Source organism: Paenibacillus sp. B1-35, from assembly GCF_050474385.1.
In the GTDB taxonomy this organism is placed as follows: Bacteria; Bacillota; Bacilli; order Paenibacillales; family Paenibacillaceae; genus Paenibacillus_B; species Paenibacillus_B alvei.
The window spans coordinates 20,877-41,576 of the sequence record NZ_JBCHVJ010000012.1 but is presented as its reverse complement, the minus strand read 5'-3'; the positions used below and the strand labels follow the sequence as shown (position 1 = coordinate 41,576).

Genomic DNA, 20,700 nt, shown 5'->3' with positions numbered 1-20,700 from the left:
GGATAGACTAAGCAGCACCATTAACGGACAGTATAAAACAACGATGAACAAGAACCGGCACGGAGGGTTTTTAATATCATGACGTATTGTGATTCCAAGTTGAAAATTTTCACTTGCAACTCCAATCCTAATTTAGCGAACAAGATTGCAGAATACATCGGGATTCCGATGGGAGATGCAGAAACGAAGAGCTTTAGTGATGGTGAGATTCAAGTTAAATTGTCTGAAAGTGTACGCGGTTGTGACGTTTATGTCGTTCAATCGACGTGTGATCCAGTCAATGACAACTTGATGGAGTTGCTGGTAATGGTGGACGCATTGAAGCGTGCATCGGCAAAGAGCATTAATGTAGTTATTCCTTACTATGGCTACGCTCGTCAAGACCGTAAGGCGCGTTCGCGCGATCCAATTACGGCGAAGCTTGTAGCGAACCTGATCGAAACAGCAGGGGCTCATCGTGTGATTACGATGGACTTGCATGCCACGCAAATTCAAGGCTTCTTTGATATTCCTGTGGATCATATGCTGGGTGTTCCGATTTTGGCTCAATATTTCCGCTCCAAACAGCTCGAAAACGTTGTTGTCGTTTCGCCTGACCACGGCGGTGTAGTTCGTGCACGCAAATTGGCTGACTTCCTGAATGCGCCGCTTGCCATTATCGATAAACGCCGTCCAGAGCCAAACGTTAGTGAAGTTATGAATATTATCGGGGATATTAAAGGCAAGACAGCGATCATCATCGATGACATTATCGATACAGCGGGTACAATCGTGCTTGGTGCGAACGCATTGGTTGAAGCAGGAGTAAAGGAAGTATATGCATGCTGCACGCATCCAGTATTGTCCGGACCTGCGATGGATCGATTGGAGAAATCGCCATTTAAAGAAGTTGTCGTAACGGATACGATTCCGATTACTCACGAAAACCCATCTAGCAAGTTACACGTGCTGTCGGTTGCACCGTTAATGGGTGAGGCGATTATTCGTGTTCACGAAGAATTGTCCATCAGTAAATTGTTTGAGATTGAATAAAGCATTGGTCATATGACCTTAGCTGCACATTACGGAAGGGTTACGTCTTCGGTCTTCGCCGAAGAAGTAACCCTTATCGGCATTTGAAGTGCGACTATTGCACTACATTTAATGTGAGTTCGCGCATCATTTGCAGCTTTGTTCGTCTGGATCAGGATGTAATAGGAAGGATGTATCGCTCTTGAAGTGGATTGTAGGATTAGGTAACCCAGGAACCGAATATGCCGCAACCCGCCACAATATCGGCTTTATGGCAATTGACTCACTTGCGGATCGCTTCGGCATTCAAGTACGTGAGAGCAAATGTAAGGCGTTAATCGGAGAGGGACGCGTTGGAACAGAGAAGATCGTCCTTATCAAGCCCATGACGTATATGAATCTGTCTGGAGAGGCTGTTCGCGCATATATGGATTACTATAAGGCGGATATTGAGGATTTTATCGTTCTATATGATGATATGGATACAGAGCTTGGGAAGATACGCTTGCGCTATCAAGGAAGTGCGGGCGGACACAACGGAATTAAGTCGCTCATTCAGCATCTAGGAACACAATCTTTCAATCGAATTCGGATGGGGATTTCCCGTCCAGAACCTGGTCGTTCTATTGTAGATTACGTGTTGTCCACGTTTCCAAAAGCGGGTGCGGATGACTTGAGGCAGACAATCGAGCGTACTTGCGACGCTGTCGAATTCTCGCTTAAGCATTCGTTCGAACAAACGATGGCGAAATACAACGGATAAAATGATTTGATCGAAAAATATCGGTTTTAAGTACAAGAAGGTTGCGGGAACCCGAAGTACAGCTTTCGTAGCGAGTTTTGCTTTGTAAAACTTGTAAGGAGAAACGGAGTGTAGTTGGGACTACATGAATAGCTGAAATGTTTCTGCAGGGAACATACTGTCGGAAGCATACGCTGTCCGAGGGTGAGTGTAAGATTCGCTGTCGAATTACATTCTGAGAAACTTCGTGATCAAAACCGATATGGGCTAATGTGCCTTTCTTTTGGACATACTGAACGGTATAATCCATTAGTGGGAGGCATATACATGTCTGTGAACTATGTGTGCAAACATTGTCATACGATGATTGGGCGTATCGACGGGAATGGGATAGATGAGGAACGTCTCGGTTTTCACCTACTTACCCCAGACGAGCGCCAACAATATATTGTTGTTCATTCCAATGGAGACGTAACAGTTCGGATGACGTGTGAATATTGCACAGAAGCGATTCAGATGCACCCCGAATTATCTTTGCTTTCCTCACCCTTGCAATGAGGGTAGAAGAGACAATGATAGGTTAGCGTCAGCCTTGGCTTGTCAGCCGAGGCTTATTTTGGATGATTTTAGAGCATATAACCTTACTAGCTATACCATGTAATATTTATTGTGGGTGAGAAAGAGGTGCCTATCTTTTGTTGAATGCACTCATGCAAGCTTTATCAGAAGAGCGTGATATCGAATCGATTGCTGCAGGCGTCCGCGCAGGAATGAAGGAGCAATTAGTATCCGGCTTGTCGGGTTCAGCTCGGCAGGTAATGATGGCCGCGCTTCAGCAGCAGCTGGATCGCCCAGTGCTCGTTGTCACACACAACATGTTCTCTGCACAAAAAGTAGCTGATGACCTGCAAGAATGCTTGTCTCCTGACCAAGTGCTATTATATCCAGCCAATGAGTTGGTTGCTGCAGAGGCAGCGATATCAAGTCCAGAAGTGATAGCACAGCGCATCGAGGTGCTCACCCGGTGCGCACGTGGATTCCGTGGGATCGTTGTAACGCCGTATGCAGGATTACGGCGTTATTTGCCTGCTTGCGAGATGATGGCTGAGGCAGGAATAACCTTATCGTTAGGTGACGAGCTTCCGTTGGATACATTTTTGGCAGAAATGGTTGCGTGTGGCTATGAGCGTACAGAACGAGTAGAAGCCAAGGGCGAGATGAGTGTTCGTGGGGGTATTGTCGATATATATCCGATTACAGCTCCATATCCATATCGAATTGAATGGTTCGATGATGAAATTGACTCGATTCGTTCGTTCGATACGCAGGATCAACGTTCCATTGAAAAGCTGAAGCAACTGACGATATTGCCATGCAAGGATTTAATTGCCGATGAGACACGCTTCGCCGCTGCGGCTGAGGCGACTTTTGCACGCCTAGAGGAGCAACTCGGCAAAATGACCGATCGCCAAGTAAAAGAAAAGCTTGAGCGAGAAATCGGCCATGATATCGAACGAATGAGAGGTTCTGTCTATTTCACGGAGCTCTATAAATATGTGGCGCTACTCTATCCGGAGAAGCATACCTTATATAATTATATGCCAAAGGATACGCTGCTTGTCGTAGATGAGCCTGCTAGAGTAATGGAAACAGCCAAACAGCTTGAACGGGACGAGTTAGAGTGGAGCACACATCTGCTTTCTAATGGTAAAACCCTGCCTTCTCTGCCACTGGGGGTATCTTCTGATGTAGCAATGGGCAAGCGTCCGTTCCAAACGGTTTTCATGGCATTGTTCCTGCGCCAGGTTCCACACACGCAGCCGCAAAACATCGTGAACGTCATGTGCCGCTCGATGCAAAATTTCCATGGGCAAATGAATGTATTGAAGGCAGAAATGGAACGGTGGAAAAAGACTGGTGCCAACGTCATTATGCTGGCTAATGGAGATGAGCGTATTGAACGCATGCGTCGCGTGCTGCAAGATTACGACATTCCAGAGCCTACGATCCTAAAGGGTAACCTGCAGACTGGATTCGAGCTTCCATCGATCCACTTAGTAGTCATTACCGAAGGTGAGATGTTCTCCGGCAAGCAGCGGAAGACGCGCCGTACGGAATTGAGTGCAAAAGTTGACAATGCAGAACGGATTCGCAGCTACACTGAATTGAAGGTGGGCGATTATGTCGTTCATCAGAATCACGGTATCGGCAAATATATTGGCATCGGAACGTTGGAGATTAACGGCATCCATAAGGACTACTTGCATATTTTATATGCAGGCGGGGATAAACTATCTGTTCCGGTTGATCAGTTGCATCTCATTCAGCGTTATGTAAGCTCTGAAGAAAAAGAGCCGAAAATTTATAAGCTCGGTGGAACCGAGTGGACGAAGGTTAAAAATAAAGTTCGTTCATCCGTGAAGGACATTGCGGATGACTTGATTAAGCTGTATGCAGCAAGACAAGCATCTAGCGGTTATGCTTTTGAAAAGGATACGCCAGAGCAGAGAGAGTTTGAAGATATGTTCCCTTATGATGAAACGCGGGATCAACTGCGTGCCATCGAGGAGATTAAGCAGGACATGGAGAAGCCAAGTCCGATGGATCGTCTGTTGTGTGGTGATGTTGGCTACGGCAAAACAGAGGTCGCTGTCCGTGCCGCCTTCAAAGCAGCTATTGAGGGCAAGCAGGTAGCGATACTTGTACCAACGACGATATTGGCGCAGCAGCACTATGAGACATTCCGCGAACGGTTTGCAGATTATCCATTTAATATCCAAGTGCTCAGCCGATTCCGCTCACGCAAAGAGCAGAATGAATCAATGAAGGGGCTGAAATCGGGCGTTGTTGACATCATTATCGGAACTCACCGCCTGCTCTCTCAGGATGTTGTTTTCAAAGATTTAGGCTTGCTGATTGTCGATGAAGAGCAGCGCTTCGGTGTAACGCATAAAGAGAAGCTGAAGAAGCTGAAAATGAATGTTGATGTACTGACGTTAACAGCAACACCTATTCCTCGAACCTTGCATATGTCCATGCTCGGTGTTCGAGATTTGTCGGTAATTGAAACGCCGCCGGAGAATCGCTTCCCAGTGCAGACTTACGTGTTGGAGTACAGTGACAATCTGGTGCGTGAGGCGATAGAGCGAGAACTGGCCAGAGGAGGCCAGGTGTACTTCCTGTTCAACCGTGTACAAGGAATTCATCAGATGGCCGATCATATTAAGATGCTTGTACCTGATGCCCGCGTAACGGTGAGTCATGGGCAAATGTCTGAGACGGAGCTGGAGAAGACGATTCTTGACTTCTTGGATGGGGAATATGATGTCCTTGTAAGCACCAGCATTATTGAGACAGGAGTAGATATACCGAACGTGAACACGCTTATTGTGCATGATGCGGACAAGATGGGTCTGTCACAGTTGTATCAGCTACGTGGGCGAGTTGGTCGTTCGAACCGGATCGCTTATGCTTATTTCACTTATCAGCGCGATAAGGTATTGAATGAAGTGGCTGAGAAGCGTCTTCAGGCGATCAAGGAATTTACCGAGCTTGGTTCCGGCTTCAAAATTGCAATGCGTGATTTATCTATTCGAGGAGCCGGTAATCTGTTGGGTGCAGAGCAGCATGGATTTATTGCGTCAGTTGGATTCGATCTGTATTCGCAGATGCTGGCGGATGAAGTGAACAAACGTAAAGCGGAGATCGATGGAGTTGCCATCGAGGATCAGCAAGAACTGACAACACTTATCGACCTGAACGTGGACGCGTATTTGCCGCCGAATTATATTTATGATAGTATTCAGAAGATTGAGATTTACAAAAAGGTAGCGGGACTTGCTACATTGGATGAAGTCGAAGAATTGCGGGACGAACTCATCGACCGCTTCGGTGAACCACCACTTGCTGTCCTCCAATTGCTTGCCGTCGCTAGGCTGAAGCTTTATGCGAAGCAGTATGGATGGGAATCGATTGTACAGCGTGGAGATATGGTCACGATCAAGGTCCATTCTTCGGCGGAGCCGTGGTTAGACCGCAAGAAGATGGCTGCTGTTGCTTCTAAGCTCGATCGACGCATCAGTGTCGATCAGGAGGCTTCCGGTGCAGTGAAGTTTAATGCACGTGGTGTCGATGCTCTGCAGCTATTAATGATATTGGAACAATTCATGCAGGAAGCTAAAGGTGCCATCAAATCGAAGGGAGAATTGCAGAATGTTGCAAAATAACAAGACGCGTTCCAAGAAGTGGTTGTTACTGGCATTGTCTGCGGTGCTCGCTATATCCGTGTTAGCCGGATGTGGCAACAAAGAGGACAAGTCAGCGGGCAAAGCTACCGACAACAGTAAAGTCGTGGCTACGTATGAGGGAGGACAAATTACGCAGAACGAGTTCGACAAAGAAATCTCGAACATGCTGTTCTTCTACCCGGAATACGAGCAAATTATTAGCATGGATCAATTCCGCGACTACTTCGTAAAACAGCAAATCGCGTATCGCTATTTGGATGGAAAAGCGCCGGAGAAAGCGAAGCAAACCGGTAAAGATAAAGCCAAAGAACAAATTGGCGTCATGAAGAAACAGATTGGGGACAAGCAGTTCAAGGAAATGCTGGACAAGCGTAAGCTGACAGAAGAAGAAATCACCGAGTATATGGCTCGCATCTTGACGGTTGTACAAGATTACAACGGCAAAGTAACCGAGGATCAGCTCAAGGCTGAATTCGAGAAGAACAAGAAGGATATGACAACTGCTTCGGTTCGCCATATTTTGATTGGATTCAAGGATAAAGAAGGCAAAGAGCGCAAAAAAGAAGATGCTTTGAAAAAGGCGAAGGAAATACAAGCCCGTCTGAAGAAGGGTGAAGACTTCGCAAAGCTGGCTGAACAGTTGTCCGAAGATCCGGGCTCGGCGAAAGAAGGCGGTCTGTACAAGGATGCTGCTGTAGGCCAATGGGTTCCAGAATTTAAGGAAGCAGCTCTGACATTGCCGCTTAACCAAGTCAGTGATCCGGTAGAGACAAGCTACGGCTACCACGTTATGCGTGTGGAAAATCGCAAGGAGAAGGAATACAGCAAGTTGACAGAGGAAGAGAAGGAATCCTTGCGCACACGTGCAGCTTCTGAGTTGATGAACAACTTCATGCAGAAGGATCTGGACAAGTTGATCAAGAAAATCGACCTTCCTAAGACGGAAACAAAGCCGGAAGAGAAGAAGGACGAAAAGAAAGATGAGAAAACAGAGACTCCTAAAACAGAAGCACCTAAAACAGAATCCAGCAAGTAATGGCTTGTAACGAGATGATGATTCATCATCTCGTGTGCAGCCCTTTCCCCACAAGGGGAAGGGGCTATTTTTTGCGGCAGGTATGGAAACGGAATGAAATATTCATAAAAATAAAAAAAGTTTTCATTTCCTGTTTCATCCTCAGGTTATACGTTTATTTACAATTTGTCATGGCATGGGTAAGAATTAGACATACTATATTAGTGGCTGTTCAAATTCATTACCGGTTATAATTTGAACGAACGAGCTTGTTGCCTTGTGCACAAAAGCAACAGTTCGAAGCTAAGCCCGCATAGATGTGTTTGAATCAAAAGTCAAATCCAACATTTCGCATCGCTGTCGAAGAAGTTCCCCTCAGTTTCGACAAAATCAGAGGAAAACACTGAAAAATCTCTCCATATTGATGCAAAATGTGAAAATTTTAAGAATTCACAACAAAAAAATGTCGTTTAGTGTCGAAAAATGTGATTTTTTTTGCAACTTGGATGGCATTACCTACGTATGATGTTTATGTATAAGAACTTGGGAGCAGATGAATACTATGGTCAGTATTACAAACCATTCCGCATCTCTCCTAATTAACAATAATACAGTAGATCAAAATACTTACTGAAAGCGGGGCAACTCATAATGAAAGCTACTGGAATTGTTCGTCGTATCGATGACCTCGGTCGTGTTGTAATCCCTAAGGAAATTCGTCGCACATTGCGCATTCGTGAGGGAGATCCTCTTGAAATTTTCGTTGATCGTGATGGAGAAGTGATTTTGAAGAAGTACTCCCCAATCGGCGAATTGGGCGACTTCGCTAAGGAATATGCGGAATCCTTGTATGAAAGCACAGGACATATCACAATTATCTCCGACCGTGACACAGTGATCGCGGTTGCTGGCGGATCGAAAAAAGAATACATGGACAAGCAAATCGGAATGTTGCTTGAGAACTGTATGGAGAACCGCAAGACAATGATCGAAACGAATGCAGGCAATTATGAAATTGTAAAAGACAGCCAAGAAGCTTTCTCTTCTTTCGTTGTTGCACCGATCGTTGCTGGTGGCGATCCAATCGGTACAGTCGTTATGCTTAATAAAGACGACAGCGTGAAAATGAGCCAAATGGAAGTGAAAATGTCGGAAACGGCTGCTGGCTTCCTTGGCAAGCAAATGGAGCAGTAAATCGATATTTGCCAACGAACAGCCCCCTGTCTACGGGATGCGTGCATGCGCAGCCTGAACGATACAGGGGGCTTTTTTGTGCTATGAGTTCTTGCTGCTTTTCCTGCATTCTGATGTCCTGGCAGAATTAGAACAATGAACAGCTATCCGTGTTTTCTTCGCTCAGGCTAGTTGATACGTTATACAGTTAAATGTGCTGCTTTCAGTGCTGATCCGCTGTGCCCGTATGTACGGAGCTAATAGGGGAGGGGGAATTAGCCTGTCCGATTATGCTATAATACGATACGAATGTTAGAGATGGGCGGGATGAAGCTTGAATAAACGACCCCCCCGGGTAGCGGGGCAAGTTATGTCCGGTGCCTTATTGTTAGGCATGGCGACAATAGTGTCGAAGGTGATCGGAACACTGCAAAAAATTCCGCTGCAAAATATCGGGGGAGACGGTGTATTCGGCATATATAATGCGGTGTATCCGTTCTATGTCCTACTTGTTGCTATTGCAAGTGCCGGGATACCGGTCGCGGTGGCACGACTTGTGGCCGAATGCGAGGCAGCAGGAGATGAGATAGGTTCTGAGCAAGTACTGCTGGCGTCAGGACTCCTCATGACTGTAACCGGGGTTGCTGTTTTTTTTGCCATGCTGAATGGTGCCGAACAGATTGCGGCTTGGATTGGCAACCAGCATACAGAAGCGGCGATTCAAAGTTCTGCCTATGCGCTGCTCGTCATGCCGCTTGCTGCAGCCTTGCGCGGCTATGATCAAGGCAGGGGACGGATGACCTCAACGGCTGTATCGCAGGTTGTGGAACAGACGGGACGCGTTGCTGTCATGATAGGGCTCTTGCTGTATTATTCGCGTCTGGGTGCTGCAGACGAGACGATCGCTGCCGGCGCTACCTTCGGTTCGTTCGCAGGCGGCGTATGCGGTTTGTTATCCATGATGCTCTTCCGCAGACGCGAGAAGCGGGTAGGGCGGTATCCGAAACGGAGACAGGTACCATTGGGAGTACGGCAGCAGGCAAGGGCGATATGGGGCTGGATTCGCCGGCTGACCTGGACGGCGCTCCCGATTTGTCTAGGGGCTATTGTGCTGCCTGCCGTAAATGTAGTAGACGTATTCACTGTACCTCGCTTTCTGCTGCATCAGGGATGGAATGAGGCGGAGGCTCTTGCCCAGTTCGGTGTGTACAGCCGGGCGTATCCACTTGTGCAGCTAGTCACAATGGTTGCTAGCTCGCTGGCTGTGGGCGTCGTTCCGACAGTTGCATCAGTCATGCGTAAAGAGGGTACAGTTGGAATAGCACCAATGATCGAGACGGCACTGCGCTGGTCGTGGGTGCTTGGACTGGCAGCCACCATAGGGCTCGTTGCCTTAGCAGAGCCGCTCAATGTGGCTTTGTACACGGACAGCGCGGGAATGCTGACGTTCGTGCTGGTTGCGTCTACGGCAGTCAGCGGCGTATTCCATGCCGTGTCAGCTGCGCTGCTGCAGGGCATGGGTGCGGTGCGTGCCCCGGCCCTGCACCTCGTGTGCGCCGCAATTGCGAAGGCGGCGCTTAATATATGGCTGATCCCGGCCTACGGCATTGCCGGGGCAGCCATCTCTGCTGCGGCCTCACTCGGGCTGGCCGCAGCCTTGAATGCGTATGCGCTCGCTGCTGCCAGCGGCGTGCACTTTGCCGCCTGGGGTGCTCGCAGCGCGCGCCTTACGCTGGCGCTCGGCGGCATGGCTGCAGGCGTGAGCCTAGCCGCAGCCGTTCCGACATGGCTTGGCGCTTCTGGCCGCTTAGCGGCTGTGCTTGCCATAGCCATAGGCGTGCCGCTTGGCGCGGCTATATTCGCCCTACTTGCCATTGTATTGGGCGCTGTCAGGCCGCAGGAGCTGGCTCAGCTGCCGCGCATCGGATCGAAGCTAGCTTCGATCGCAGCGCGATTCTCGCCCCGCACATGATTCTGTGAGCAGAAGTATGGGGAATAATACACAGTAATGCAACAATCGAAGGGAGATTCACTCATGCCTGGAACCATTACTGTCGTCGGGCTCGGATCCGGCGATGAAAGTCAATTGACGCTGGCCGTATGGAACGTATTGCGGGAGGCCAAGTATCTGTACGTGCGCACAGCCGATCATCCGGTAATCGCTTATTTGCAACAGAATGACGTCGCATACCGCTCATTCGATTCCGTATATGAAATGCAAGATGATTTCCCATCGGTGTATGAAGAAATTGTACGCCAGTTGATGGAAACGGCCACAACCAGCCCGCAAGATTCGATTGTATACGCGGTTCCTGGACATCCGATGGTGGCTGAATCTACGGTTCGCTTGCTGCGGGAGCAAAGTGCAGAACAGGGCATCGAGCTGCGCATTATTGGTGGAGAAAGCTTCCTGGATCAAGCGTTCCTCCGCTTCGGCTTTGATCCGATTGAGGGCTTCCAACTGCTTGATGCGGCGGGACTGCAGGCAGATGGCTTGAATCCAAGGTTGCACACCGTGATCGGGCAAGTGTATGATACGTTTACAGCATCTGATGTGAAGCTGGGCCTGATGGAAGTATATCCTGAGGATTACGAGGTTGTTGTGGGCCATGCGCTCGGTATAGAAGGCATGGAGCGCATACAGCGCGTTCCGCTTTATGAGTTGGATCGCTTAGAGGGCTACGGGAATCTGTCGTTAATTTGGGTTCCACGCTCCGACAGCGACGAGGTGCGCAAGCGCACATTCGGTCGCCTGCATGAAATTGTGTCGATCCTGCGAAGCCCGGGAGGATGTCCCTGGGATCAAGAGCAGACGCATGAATCGATACGCAAAAATCTAATCGAGGAAACCTATGAGGTGCTCGAAACGATCGATGACGATGATCCGACAGCGATGCAGGAGGAGCTTGGTGATCTGCTGCTGCAAATTATGCTTCATTCTCAAATGGAGGAAGAAGTCGGAACATTCACCGTGTATGATGTGATCCAGTCGTTGAATGAAAAATTGATATTCCGCCACCCGCATGTATTTGGAAATCAGCATGCGGAGGATGCTGAATCCGCACTTGGCACGTGGGAGCAAATGAAGGCCGAAGAACAGCAGAAAAAGGGAATTGCTGACGCAAGACCTTCTGTGCTGGACGGTGTCCCGCGTGATTTGCCGGCATTGATGAAGGCCTATAAGCTGCAAAAAAAGGCGGCTAAAGTCGGATTTGACTGGGATAATGCCAACGATGTACTTGACAAAGTGGCTGAAGAATTGCAAGAATTGCGAGAGGCGATACGAGATGCGGGATCGAATCAAGATGATGCAGAGAAAATGGAACAGCTGGATCATGCGCGCGAGGAGCTCGGCGATCTATTATTCGCAGTTGTGAATGTATCTCGGTTCATTGCGGCCGATCCGGAGGAGTCGTTGACTCACACGAACCGTAAATTTGTACGCCGATTTCAATACATCGAAGAACAACTTCGTATAAAGGGTAAATCTTTTGACCAAACTGATTTACTAGAAATGGAGCAATGGTGGCAGGAAGCGAAGCGCTTAGAGCCGTAAAGCTCCGGGTGATGGCGGACTACTGCTCTCTATTTTTCGTCAAAATATGAAAAAATGCCGCACCCGAGAAGGAATTTTGTGATGGAGCAAGAATACATACAAGCATCAACATTCCAAGGCTCGGGCAAGCGCCTGTAGACCATTATTCATTTCAACTATGAAAAAGAGGACTGGGAGGACAATACACATGAACAAAACAGATTTGATCAACAACATTTCCACAAAAAGCGGTTTGACTAAGAAGGACGTTGAATCCGTATTGAACGGCTTCTTCGGTGAAGTAACAGACGCATTGTCTAAAGGCGACAAAGTTCAATTGATCGGCTTCGGTACATTCGAAACACGCAAACGCGCTGGCCGCACAGGTCGCAACCCACAAACAGGAAACACAATCGAGATTCCTGAATCTACAGTTCCTGCATTCAAAGCGGGCAACAAGCTTAAAGAAGCTGTAAAATAATGCGTTTAGACAAGTTCCTGAAGGTATCGCGGCTCATCAAGCGACGTACTGTCGCGAAGGATGTGTCCGAGCAGGGGCGTGTTGAACTGAATGGCCGTGAAGCGAAGCCGAGCACGACAGTGAAGGTCGGCGACGAGATTACGGTTCAATTCGGACAGAAACTCGTCACCGTCCGCGTAGAGCGTCTCCAAGAGACGACGAAGAAGGAAGAGGCGGCGGGTATGTATACGCTGCTGAAGGAAGAAGCAATTCCGAGAGACAACGGATTGAACTGGTAACAGCCAGTCCATTGCGATAGAAATGCGCATTCCAATTAGCAAGGAAGCGGTAATCCGTCTATAAGGACGGAGCCGCTTCTTTTTATTTTCACGGGGCATTCGACAGATCTGCACGATGATATCGACTCAAATCGTTCTATCCATTCATGGAGCATTATGGGTAATCTTGTGTAAAGCTGTCATGGTGGAGAGATAAGCGCTATAATGGGATAAGCAATCCCGTCCCAACGGGATTCAACATCATAACATTCCGTGCCTAGACGGTACGGGAGAGGTTCGCAATCTCCCTCTATAAAAAACTAAGGCTGACAGCATTCTACAGGGCTATCTTTCCTTAGTGCTGTCTTTTTTTGTACTTACAGAAGCCGTGGATTGGCAGTCGCTGATTTTACGTGAAACTGAGGAGTACAGGCCTTCTGTCTTAGGAGAACCATTCACTGGTTGTGAGGGGACAGGAAAGGATGAAAATCATGAAGAAAGATCAGGAACAGATGAACAACAACCAAGCAGCATCAGCTGACGGGCGTCATTGGGATGCTTCTAATCGCAGACATGCCCAATCAGAACGAAAGCAAGGCAAGGCAGTCGTTGTTTTTAGCGGCGGTCAGGACAGTACGACCTGTTTATTTTGGGCGCTGCAGCGATTTGAGGAAGTGGAAACGATCACCTTTGACTATGGTCAGCGTCATAAGTCGGAGTTGGAGCATGCGAAGGCTATTGCCGGCAAGCTGGGAGTGCCGCACCGCATTCTTGATATGTCCTTACTCAATCAGTTGGCTCCAAATGCTTTGACGCGAGATGACATCGCGATTGAACAGGAAGAGGGCGAACTTCCGAGCACCTTTGTTGAAGGCCGCAACCTATTGTTCTTTTCCTTCGCTGCTGTCTATGCGAAGCAGATTGGCGCGCGCCACATTGTTACAGGGGTTTGCGAAACGGACTTCAGCGGTTATCCGGACTGCCGCGACGTATTCGTCAAATCACTCAATGTAACTCTTAATCTGGCGATGGACTATGGATTTGTGCTGCATACCCCGCTTATGTGGCTGGACAAGGCAGATACATGGCGGCTTGCTGACCAGCTCGGAGCCTTCGACTTCGTTCGCACAGAGACGGTAACCTGCTACAATGGGCTTCCGGGAGATGGCTGCGGAGAGTGTCCGTCTTGTAAGCTGCGTCAGGCTGGATTGGAACGCTACTTGGCTGATCGCGAGCAAGAAGGAGGAATAAGCTGATGAGTACCCCAGGGCCCTTTCATATTGTCGATAGGCTGCAAGTACTGGGAGCCGACATTTCACAGGAGTCGCTGCGGTATCACCGTCACCGGGTACTTGTAAGCAAAGAATTTACCTTCGATGCTGCTCATCATTTGCATGCTTACGAGGGCAAATGTAAAAACCTCCACGGCCACACGTACAAAGTTGTTTTTGGAGTAAGCGGATTTGTAAATGAGATCGGGCTGGCGCTCGACTTTGGAGATATAAAAGAAATTTGGAAGGATAGAATCGAGCCTTTTCTCGATCACCGGTACTTGAATGAAACACTTCCAACGATGAATACAACGGCAGAGAATATGGTTGTGTGGCTCTATGAGCAAATGAAAGCTGCATTACAAGCTGAGCCTTACGCAGAATGCTGCGAAGGGGGAAGAGTAGAATTTGTGAGGCTTTACGAGACGCCAACCAGTTATGCGGAAGCAAGACGGGAGTGGATAGAGCAATGACGATACCCGTCCTTGAAATATTTGGCCCTACCGTGCAGGGAGAGGGCCTCCTCGTCGGGCAGAAGACCATGTTCGTCCGTACAGCAGGCTGCGATTACCGCTGCTCCTGGTGCGACTCCGCCTTCACCTGGGATGGTTCTGCCAAGGATGACATCCAACAGATGGCGGCTGACGAAGTAATCGCCGAACTGGATCGACTGGCTGAAGGCCGGTATGCCCATGTAACGATATCTGGCGGCAACCCAGCTCTGCTGGGAGGCATAGGCGAGCTGGTTGAGCGACTGAGTAAGCGCGGAGTCCGCACGGCTGTGGAGACGCAAGGCTCGCGCTGGCAAAACTGGCTCTTGGATATCGACGATGTTACATTGTCGCCGAAGCCGCCAAGCTCAGGAATGGATACAGATTTTGTGCGCTTGGACGAAATTGCTGAGAAGCTGTGGAACCGTTCTGTGCGTAAGGGCTTATGCTTGAAAGTCGTTGTGTTCAATGAAGAGGACATGCGATATGCGATTGCCGTCCATGAACGTTACCCCGAGATTCCTTTTGTCATGCAGACTGGGAATGAAGATGTTCACAATAATGATGATCAGGAGCTTATACAGAAGCTGCTTCGCCGATATGAATGGCTGATCGATCAAGTGGCATTGGAACCGCGTCTAAATCGAACACGGGTGCTGCCTCAACTGCACACCTTAGTATGGGGCAACAAGCGCGGCGTATAGCAACGGCACATATCTGCACAGGACAAACTAGCGGCTTAGAAATACGGTAGAGCCCTTCATAAGGATCATGATAGAGAAGGAGAGCTGATAACGATGGCAGGAAGAAACGAAGCAGAATTGAACTTAACCCAGCTTGGAGTAAAAACGGAGTATCCGTCAGATTACGCTCCAGATATTTTGGAATCATTCGACAATAAGCACCCGAACCGGGATTATTTCGTCAAATTCAATTGCCCGGAATTTACGAGTCTTTGTCCGATAACCGGACAACCGGACTTTGCGACTATCTACATCAGCTATATTCCAGGTGTAAAATGTGTAGAGAGCAAATCACTCAAGCTCTACCTGTTTAGCTTCCGCAACCATGGCGATTTCCATGAAGATTGTGTAAATATCATTATGAACGACCTAATCAAGCTGCTTGATCCAAGATACATTGAGGTATGGGGTAAGTTTACGCCGCGCGGTGGCATTTCAATCGACCCGTATTGCAATTACGGTCAGCCAGGCACGAAATATGTGGAGATGGCCGCTCATCGCTTGATGAATCATGATATGTATCCAGAGAAAGTCGATAATCGCTAGGCAATAGGCATTTGTTCATAGCCTGGAAAGATCACGGCATGCAGGCAATGGAAGAGAGAGTAATCGTTCTATCGTATGATTCAATGATTCTCTCTCTTTGCTATTTTTGCAGTTCTAATCTGCAATCCCCTTCATATGCTAGTGTTGAGAAGGAGGGGTACATGCTATGGTTGATTTCAATAAGCAAGCGGCCAAGCGTCAAGAAGTGAAAATGATGAACCGCAAGCTCCTCGAAATTAGCGGAGTGAGCAAGGTAGAGAGCTTCGATAGTGAGGAGTTCCTGCTTGATACGGAATGCGGCTTCTTGACAATTCGCGGCCACAATTTGCATATTAAAAATTTGAGCCTTGAACAAGGCTTGGTTGCCATTGAAGGTATGGTCAACTCCCTGACCTATTTGGATGCGAATGCACAGGACAAGTCAAAAGGCTTTTTTGGTAAGCTGTTCAAGTGAACCTGCATACCCAATGGATGACCGTAATGCTCATGCTGATGAGCGGACTTGCGCTTGGTCTGGTGTTCGACAGCTATCGCGTCGTCGCAGGCCAATTCAAGTTTCCACGGTGGACGCTGCCGGTATTTGACCTGCTGTATTGGTTAGCTGCGACTGTATTCGTGTTCCAAATGCTCGTTAAGGGCAATCAGGGAGAATTAAGGTTTTATGTAGTGCTTGGCTTAGCTGCAGGAGCATGGCTGTATGCCGTCTTTCTTAGTCGCATCACTGTAGCTATTGTGAAATGGCTGGTTACGGCGCTAAAGGCAGTGTGGCGTTTTGCCATGCGATGTGTGCATGTGCTTGTTGTCCTGCCGCTGAAGGCGATTTTGACAGGGGGAAAAGCACTTACATTTTTTTTCATATCGTCTGCTATGTTCCTTCTCAAAATTGTGCTACAATGTTTACGACCGCTCTGGATGCTCATCGCATGGTTATTCAAGCCGCTTGTCATGCCGCTATGGAACCGATTCGGAATGACGGAACGGTGCAAGAGCACTTGGCGTGGGATGATATCAGCCGGCAAGCGCATTTCCGCGTGGCCCATTGGCGTATGTCGCCAGATGAGGCGGTTCCTTGACCTGTTTAGACGTAAGCGCTAACGGGTAAGGTGTATCGTGATCTACTGATACAAGGGGGTGCACGTATGTCGGTGTCTAAATCCCGAAGACATACTCCAATCCGCAATCAAGATAACAAAATAGCGGGAGCCAAGCGCAGATTGCGCTTATGGCTGATCTTCATGGCGTTGTTTATAGGGTGGGGCACATATACGTACTTCAGTCAATTGAACACGATGGAGGAACTTCGCTCGGATTTGGTGGCACGTGAGAAGGAGAAGAGCGAGGTTGAACAGGTTCGCAATGAGCTCCGCCAAGAAGTGGATAGGCTCAATACAACGGAATACATACTGCAATTGGCGCGAAGCCGAGGTATGGTGCTTCCGGACGAACTCCTCATCCGCAAACACGATGAATAGAGCGTAAAATCAGGACAACCGTCGGTTGACCAATGTTGCGCCATTACAGTATAATCACGACATAAGCATTGCTTTTTTGCTTTTTGAGCAATGTTCCGTTTAACATTTTAAGGGAGGAACATTTTATTCTATGACAATTGAAGTGGGCACCAAGTTAGAAGGCAAGGTGACAGGGATTACGCATTTTGGAGCGTTCGTTGATCTGTCGGGAGGTGTCACGGGACTGGTTCACATCTCTGAAATTGCCGATAACTATGTCAAGGACGTGAATGACCATTTGAAGATTGACGATGTCGTCACGGTCAAAGTTATTAACGTCGACAAGGACGGCAAGATCGGCTTGTCTATTAAGCAAGCAGTCGATAAACCTGCATCGGAGCAGAGACCTCCAAGAGGACCTCGTCCGGACCGTCCTCCAGGAAGAGACGGGGGCAATAGCAGGTATGGACACGGGAACCGGGATCGAGGGGGACGCAAGTCGCCTAGTTTCGCTTCTTTTGAGGATAAGATGTCGCGCTTCCTTAAGGATAGTGAAGAACGCATTTCTTCTTTGAAGAAGAATACGGAATCTAAGCGCGGAGGCCGTGGAGCACGCCGCATGTAATCGTCCAAGATGACAACGAAAATAAAGCCGCAAGCCGGGCAACCGGTTTTGCGGTTTTTTTGCGTTGTTCGGGAAAATGAAGACGCCACAATATGACGGGATCACCGTTTCCTTGCCACGCAAGCGCCAGCAAAACTTTTTTTGTCGTGCCGCACTGCCTGTACGACAGGTTCTTACGCCTTTCCGTATGCTTTATTGTCAAATGGAGGTCGACCCTTGCGGGTAAGCGGCAAAAATATGACATCTCCACTTGGAAGCCGCCGAAGTAAAAATCGCCAAAACCCTTGTTGCGCCGTATATATCCTGCATTGGTTACACTTGCGACGGTTGTCGGAAAGTTTTTTTGGCACATTTCCTTTTTATGACAAACTATTTCTGAGACCTTTTCTATAATGGGAGGCACACAATTCATAGAATAGGTGGTGCCAAATGATGAGTAAGACGAAGATCATTCCATTTCCCAAGAGAGGCTGGCAGGAAATCAAGGATGAGGGTGCAGGCTGGATGGATACTCCGAGCAAGTGGCGGCTTGATCGATTCCACCGCATGTTGGGCACGCGCAAATGGACAATTATGTTCGTCCTGATCGGATTCTTGCTAGGACGGGCCATGATTTTGAATGAATTATTTCCGTTTGCGGCTGCCTTTTTCGCTGTTGTCTATTTTTCGCGCCGAGAGCTGGCTACATGGGTAGGAACTGCCCTGCTCGCGGGGAGCCTGTTCGCTCCCGCTCAGATCACGCTGATGATGGGAATGCAACTGCTGCTCATTGTGCTCATGTATCGCGGATGGAAGGCTTATGATAAGCGTTCGGATATGAATGTGGCTCCATTGATGGTATTTTCGGCAAGCCTGATTGTGAAGCTGTTTGTTACCTTTATGTCCAATTCCCTTACCTGGTATGCCCTAGCGATGGATGTTACAGATGCAACACTTGGCCTCGTCTTAACGCTCGTATTTGTACAAGCCCTACCTGTACTGACGATGAGCAAGCGCAATTATACGCTCCGAGTTGATGAAATGATATGTTTGATGATTTTACTTGCATCTATGATGACAGGTGCTGTCGGCTGGACTGTACAAGGGATGCAGCTTGACCATATCCTATCACGCTATTTTGTGCTCTTATTCGCCCTTGTTGGAGGGGCGCCGCTTGGAGCTTCAGTAGGCGTTGTGCTAGGCCTTATACTTGGTCTCGCAGAGCCGAGCTCCTTATCGCAGATGAGCGTATTGGCCTTCTCTGGTCTATTGGCAGGACTGCTTCGAGAAGGCAAGCGATGGGCGGTGGCCTTCGGCATGCTGCTGGGAACTGCCATATTGTCCGTCTATATTGGCCCGCCTGAGCAGGTAATGGTGTCGACATGGGAAACGATAGCAGCAGCAGCACTATTTCTCCTTACTCCAAAATCAATATGCCGCACATTGGCAAAGTATGTCCCAGGAACGACAGAGCATACGAATTCGCAGCATGAGTATGCGAAGAGAATGCGTGACATGACAGCAGAACGAGTACAGCAGTTCTCGAAGGTATTCGATCAGCTTTCACACAGCTTTAAGCAGGCAGCACCTACTGCTGCCAGTGATATGCCGCCAAGTGAAGAAGAGGTATCGAAAGGGGTCATTGAGGCTGCAACCGTTGTAACCTGTGGGGCATGTCCGCGAAGGCAAGCATGCTGGGGACGAAAATCTGTGCAGACAATGACTATGATGAAGCAAATGCTCGTAAAGGTAGGGGAGAATCCGGAGTTCGCCTGGAAGGATAAGCAGCTTCCCCATTCCTGGAAGAATCATTGCCTAAGGGCGCATCAAATGCTGACGGTGTTGCGCGATCAGCATATCCGGCATATTCATGAGGAGCATCTGCACAAGCAGTTGCAGGACAGCCGACATTTTGTAGCGGAACAGCTATTAGGAGTATCGCAAGTTATGGAGGACTTGGCAAAGGAGATCCAACGCGAAAGCCGAGAGTTATTCATGCAGGAGGAGCAAATCAGGCAGGCCGTTGAGGATCTCGGACTATCGGTACATCGTGTCGATATCATTTCATTGGATCCTGGACGCGTAGAGATAGAGATGGTGCATTCTTTTACAGAAGGATATGATGAGTGCAGGAAGCTGATCGCACCGCTGCTGTCTGATATATTAGGCGAGCACATAGCGGTACGTGACGAAGCTATAACCGGTGCGGAAGGTCAAGGCACGGTCACCTTCGTCACGGCCAAAGCCTTCGAGGTGGATACAGGTATGGCGGGCACCGCTAAAGGAGGGGGAATGCTGTCAGGGGATAGCTTCAGTGCGCTTGAGCTTGGAAGCGGCAAATTCGCGGTTGCCTTAAGTGATGGCATGGGAAATGGAGAGCGGGCTCGCTTAGAAAGCAGCACGGCGCTTCATCTGCTCGCACAGCTTCTGCAGGCAGGAATTGACGAGCAGTTGGCCATCAAGTCTGTCAACTCAGTGCTGGCTCTGCGATCACCGGATGAAGTATATGCCACTCTTGATTTAGCCATTATTGATCTTTTCTCGGCAAAGACGATGCTCATAAAGAGTGGCTCGACACCAAGCTTCATTAAGAGAGGGGATGAGGTTCACTTAGTTTCATCGAATAATTTGCCGATAGGTATATTACAGGATATTGATATCGAACTGGTTGACACCTCTCTATCGCCTGGAGATATTGTGGTGATGATGACTGACGGGGTGTTCGATGCATCCGGGCCTGCTGTAAATAAGGAATTGTGGATGAAGCGGCTTATACAGGAATTGGAGACGGACGATCCACAGGAAGTTGCTGATCTTCTGCTTGAGACGGTGATCCGGCACTCGGGCGGACGAATTGATGATGATATGACCGTTGTTGTCACGCGTGTAACGAGACATCAACCGCAATGGGCTACTTTGCATTGGAGCGGGAGTGATCAGGTCGAACGGCCGATGCCGGTGAGTTGATGCGTGGACTGCGGACAACAGGACTGCTTAAATTTACACATACAGGTTGAAGGGTCGGAAGAAAGAAACTGAAATAGAAGGAGGTTGCTGATTTTGTAATTTTCTTCTATGATTTTTATGGATGAAGCAATTACATCATACTATGGTTAAACTCTCCTATCATGGG

19 protein-coding genes and 1 riboswitch are annotated in these 20,700 nt (G+C 48.5%); all 19 genes read left to right on the top strand.

From position 1 onward, the window contains the following. Positions 1 to 78: 78 nt before the first annotated feature. On the top strand, positions 79 to 1,032 hold the full coding sequence (locus ACQ5BJ_RS25720) for a ribose-phosphate diphosphokinase (RefSeq protein ID WP_005545532.1): 954 nt from the start codon (positions 79 to 81) through the stop codon (positions 1,030 to 1,032). Positions 1,033 to 1,213: 181 nt separating this feature from the next. Further along, entirely contained in the window at positions 1,214 to 1,774 is a 561-nt protein-coding gene (pth, locus tag ACQ5BJ_RS25715) for an aminoacyl-tRNA hydrolase (RefSeq protein ID WP_005545533.1), read from the top strand. A gap of 306 nt (positions 1,775 to 2,080) precedes the next feature. Continuing rightward, on the top strand, positions 2,081 to 2,311 hold the full coding sequence (locus ACQ5BJ_RS25710) for an anti-sigma-F factor Fin (protein ID WP_005545535.1): 231 nt from the start codon (positions 2,081 to 2,083) through the stop codon (positions 2,309 to 2,311). Between the two features lie 137 nt (positions 2,312 to 2,448). Then, entirely contained in the window at positions 2,449 to 5,979 is a 3,531-nt protein-coding gene (gene mfd, locus ACQ5BJ_RS25705) for a transcription-repair coupling factor (RefSeq protein WP_289356774.1), read from the top strand. Next, the gene (locus ACQ5BJ_RS25700; RefSeq protein WP_289356775.1) at positions 5,966 to 7,036 is read left to right on the top strand and encodes a peptidylprolyl isomerase; all 1,071 of its coding nucleotides are present in this window, start codon (positions 5,966 to 5,968) and stop codon (positions 7,034 to 7,036) included. Before mfd ends, ACQ5BJ_RS25700 begins: the two co-directional genes overlap by 14 nt. 630 nt (positions 7,037 to 7,666) lie before the next feature. Beyond that, a complete protein-coding gene (spoVT, locus tag ACQ5BJ_RS25695; protein ID WP_005545540.1) occupies positions 7,667 to 8,209 on the top strand; it encodes a stage V sporulation protein T in 543 nt (180 codons plus the stop codon). A 313-nt stretch (positions 8,210 to 8,522) separates the two neighbouring features. After that, positions 8,523 to 10,160 (top strand): putative polysaccharide biosynthesis protein, encoded by a 1,638-nt coding sequence (locus ACQ5BJ_RS25690; protein WP_430112954.1) that lies wholly within the window; start codon positions 8,523 to 8,525, stop codon positions 10,158 to 10,160. Positions 10,161 to 10,223: 63 nt separating this feature from the next. Further along, entirely contained in the window at positions 10,224 to 11,744 is a 1,521-nt protein-coding gene (gene mazG / locus ACQ5BJ_RS25685; protein WP_268621201.1) for a nucleoside triphosphate pyrophosphohydrolase, read from the top strand. Between the two features lie 187 nt (positions 11,745 to 11,931). Next, entirely contained in the window at positions 11,932 to 12,204 is a 273-nt protein-coding gene (locus ACQ5BJ_RS25680) for an HU family DNA-binding protein (RefSeq protein ID WP_005545547.1), read from the top strand. Continuing rightward, complete coding sequence (locus ACQ5BJ_RS25675; RefSeq protein WP_005545548.1) at positions 12,204 to 12,482, top strand: RNA-binding S4 domain-containing protein; 279 nt, start codon at positions 12,204 to 12,206, stop codon at positions 12,480 to 12,482. Before ACQ5BJ_RS25680 ends, ACQ5BJ_RS25675 begins: the two co-directional genes overlap by 1 nt. A 265-nt stretch (positions 12,483 to 12,747) precedes the next feature. Then, positions 12,748 to 12,791: riboswitch (PreQ1 riboswitch) on the top strand. Between the two features lie 161 nt (positions 12,792 to 12,952). Beyond that, positions 12,953 to 13,717 carry a 7-cyano-7-deazaguanine synthase QueC gene (gene queC, locus ACQ5BJ_RS25670; RefSeq protein ID WP_005545549.1) on the top strand — a complete coding sequence of 255 codons (765 nt, stop codon included), beginning with the start codon at positions 12,953 to 12,955 and terminating at the stop codon, positions 13,715 to 13,717. Further along, positions 13,717 to 14,205 (top strand): 6-carboxytetrahydropterin synthase QueD, encoded by a 489-nt coding sequence (gene queD, locus ACQ5BJ_RS25665; RefSeq protein WP_005545550.1) that lies wholly within the window; start codon positions 13,717 to 13,719, stop codon positions 14,203 to 14,205. Before queC ends, queD begins: the two co-directional genes overlap by 1 nt. Then, complete coding sequence (queE, locus tag ACQ5BJ_RS25660) at positions 14,202 to 14,927, top strand: 7-carboxy-7-deazaguanine synthase QueE (protein WP_005545551.1); 726 nt, start codon at positions 14,202 to 14,204, stop codon at positions 14,925 to 14,927. Before queD ends, queE begins: the two co-directional genes overlap by 4 nt. A gap of 93 nt (positions 14,928 to 15,020) precedes the next feature. Continuing rightward, a complete protein-coding gene (queF, locus tag ACQ5BJ_RS25655; protein ID WP_005545552.1) occupies positions 15,021 to 15,512 on the top strand; it encodes a preQ(1) synthase in 492 nt (163 codons plus the stop codon). A gap of 166 nt (positions 15,513 to 15,678) precedes the next feature. Further along, a complete protein-coding gene (gene yabP, locus ACQ5BJ_RS25650) occupies positions 15,679 to 15,966 on the top strand; it encodes a sporulation protein YabP (RefSeq protein WP_005545555.1) in 288 nt (95 codons plus the stop codon). Beyond that, the gene (gene yabQ / locus ACQ5BJ_RS25645; RefSeq protein WP_262866520.1) at positions 15,963 to 16,607 is read left to right on the top strand and encodes a spore cortex biosynthesis protein YabQ; all 645 of its coding nucleotides are present in this window, start codon (positions 15,963 to 15,965) and stop codon (positions 16,605 to 16,607) included. Before yabP ends, yabQ begins: the two co-directional genes overlap by 4 nt. A gap of 44 nt (positions 16,608 to 16,651) precedes the next feature. Then, the gene (locus ACQ5BJ_RS25640) at positions 16,652 to 16,984 is read left to right on the top strand and encodes an FtsB family cell division protein (RefSeq protein WP_005545559.1); all 333 of its coding nucleotides are present in this window, start codon (positions 16,652 to 16,654) and stop codon (positions 16,982 to 16,984) included. A gap of 130 nt (positions 16,985 to 17,114) precedes the next feature. After that, entirely contained in the window at positions 17,115 to 17,588 is a 474-nt protein-coding gene (locus tag ACQ5BJ_RS25635) for a S1 domain-containing RNA-binding protein (protein ID WP_005545561.1), read from the top strand. Between the two features lie 432 nt (positions 17,589 to 18,020). Continuing rightward, positions 18,021 to 20,534 (top strand): stage II sporulation protein E, encoded by a 2,514-nt coding sequence (gene spoIIE / locus ACQ5BJ_RS25630; protein ID WP_040735646.1) that lies wholly within the window; start codon positions 18,021 to 18,023, stop codon positions 20,532 to 20,534. Positions 20,535 to 20,700: the final 166 nt, after the last annotated feature.